Consider the following 352-nt stretch of genomic DNA (forward strand, 5'->3'; position numbering starts at 1 on the left):
TATCAAAAGCTAGTTAAAAAGCTAAACCTTGGACAATCCATGTCAAGAAGAGGAAACTGTTGGGATAACGCCCCACAAGAATCATTTTTTGGTCATCTGAAAGATGAAGCTCATATAAAACCTTGCGTGTCCTTTAATGAATTGAAACAAGAGATTAAGAAATATATGACGTATTATAATCATTATAGATATCAATGGAATTTAAAAAAGATGACTCCTGTTGGATGGTCTTACCCCTGTCAAGTAGACAGTAATAGATTAGGTGTCTTTTCATTAAGCAGCCTTAGTTCCAAATTCAATAGGACTAAGGTTGTTTAATCTTTTTTGAAATCTTTTGTTATTGTAATAGCCC

General features: G+C 33.0%; 1 pseudogene. It reads left to right on the top strand.

Annotated elements, in window-relative coordinates:
* Window positions 1–222: pseudogene (locus D1166_RS31035) on the top strand (IS3 family transposase); the annotation flags it as partial.
* Between the last annotated feature and the right edge of the window lie 130 nt (window positions 223–352).

Origin of the sequence: Bacillus sp. ISO11, from assembly GCF_003458115.1 — a bacterium.
Lineage (GTDB): Bacteria > Bacillota > Bacilli > Bacillales > Bacillaceae_G > Bacillus_A > Bacillus_A cereus.